Raw genomic sequence first — 1547 nt, 5'->3', positions numbered from 1 at the left:
GGTTTAGCACCGAACTTTGAGGGGGTGCCGAATAAACTTCCGGAGATTGTGAAACGCCGTCTGGAAGGAGAATCCTATTTAAAACTGGCAAATGAGCTGAACATGTCTTTCGGTCACATTATCGAAACCATTGATGAATATCGTAAACGTGTCGCACCATTAGCCATCAAGTGGCACGAGTGGAAAGAACAGCAACCAGAAACAAAAGAAGAGCCAAAGGGCGAGGAGAAACCAGGGGAAACGGTAGAGACAGAAGAAGAGGTGGTTTCCGAATTACCGCAGCCATCGGAAGAATTTGAAATCATAGAGGAGGACAAGCCTTCCGATGAAGCGTGATAAGAAATCGATTCGGATTCACATATTAAACCTACAAGATCAACACTGCGCGGGATGCAAGAAAGTGCCAACATACGGGAAGTCAGGGAATCACAAGATTTCTTGGTGCATGGATAACTGTGAGATTGGGAAACAACTCAAACAATTCGGAGATACCTTACTGGAAGGGAGAAATGAGAAAATGGTAGCGCAAATGGCTGAAGAGAAAAAAGAGGGCGTTAAAAAGTCCTCTAAGGGGTCGAGAGTGAAAAAGAACACAAAACCATTGGCTGAGGATACAAAGGTTGTTAAAAAGAAAACGGAACATTCTGAAGGGGTATCTAATGGAGTGCCTCAAACGGAATTGCAAGCGGCGCTAGAAAAGTTGAAACAACAACTCCAAGAGCGCGAGGAAGCATACACGACCTTACTCAACGAGTTTAACCAGTTAAGCGAAAAGAAATGGGAAGTCGAAGCGGAACTTCGAAAAGCACAAATCAGAATTGGCGCGGCGGAAGAAACAGGCGGAATGGAACGGAAATATCGTCTAGAGTTACAAGCAAGATCCCAAGCGTTAGGAATCGCATTGAAAGCTATATTGTAGGTGTTTCACATGAAACTTTCAAGAGAAGGACGCATACGCCTTACGTATCAGATTGGCGATATCATCGAACAGAAATGTAGACGGTGTTATTACAACCGCTCAGATGATGCGAGTTTTAGCGTGAACATTTGTACAAATTGCCCGACTGGTCAGGAGTTACGCCAGTTGGGTAGGTATTTTGATACAGAGCCGAGACGTCGCGGAGGAAAGCCCGGCAATGTTCCAGATGGATTAACGCCGGCATGCGTACGGAAACTGAATGAGCAAGGGATATCCGATCAAAAAATCAGTATCCTGTTCCAGCGAAGTCCATCTTACGTCTATAAATTGAAAATGAGATGGAGAAAACAAGGATTGTGGGAAGGGCCGAATCAGGTGCCGAAGAAAGTAAGGAATGGGACGAGGGATGAACGAAACGTTAGTCCCTCTGAATAGCGGTAAACAAACGAAAGAGGATGGGATCGCGTTTTGCGAGGGGGTCATGTTACATCGGATGCCTTCGTCAAAAAAATATAGTACGAGGGGAAATGAAAAATGAATCAAACGCAAATGTTTTCACACAACATGTTCGGTAACTTAGAAATCTTAATTCAGAATGGAAAAGAGTACTTTCCAGCGACAGATGTTG

Annotated in this window: 2 protein-coding genes and 2 pseudogenes; all 4 read left to right on the top strand. The window is 44.3% G+C overall.

Annotated features, from left to right (window positions below; genetic code table 11):
• Nucleotides 1–336: pseudogene (locus ACQRBL_RS03595) on the top strand (2-methylcitrate dehydratase); the annotation flags it as partial.
• Complete coding sequence (locus ACQRBL_RS03590) at nucleotides 326–919, top strand: zinc-finger domain-containing protein (protein WP_411996830.1); 594 nt, start codon at nucleotides 326–328, stop codon at nucleotides 917–919. The pseudogene ACQRBL_RS03595 and the gene ACQRBL_RS03590, both read left to right, overlap by 11 nt.
• Nucleotides 920–928: 9 nt before the next feature.
• Complete coding sequence (locus ACQRBL_RS03585) at nucleotides 929–1354, top strand: hypothetical protein (RefSeq protein ID WP_411996829.1); 426 nt, start codon at nucleotides 929–931, stop codon at nucleotides 1352–1354.
• Nucleotides 1355–1453: 99 nt separating this feature from the next.
• Nucleotides 1454–1547: pseudogene (locus ACQRBL_RS03580) on the top strand (phage antirepressor Ant); the annotation flags it as partial.

Origin of the sequence: Bacillus sp. AF62, from assembly GCF_050312695.1 — a bacterium.
Taxonomy (GTDB): domain Bacteria; phylum Bacillota; class Bacilli; order Bacillales; family Bacillaceae_G; genus Bacillus_A; species Bacillus_A cereus.
Note: the sequence above shows the minus strand (reverse complement) of the source record. Positions and strands in the feature narration are given on the sequence as shown.

Coding starts and splice junctions, on each gene's coding strand:
- ACQRBL_RS03585 (WP_411996829.1), top strand. CDS start 929: ATGAAACTTTCAAGAGAAGGACGCATACGCCTTACGTATCAGATTGGC.
- ACQRBL_RS03590 (WP_411996830.1), top strand. CDS start 326: ATGAAGCGTGATAAGAAATCGATTCGGATTCACATATTAAACCTACAA.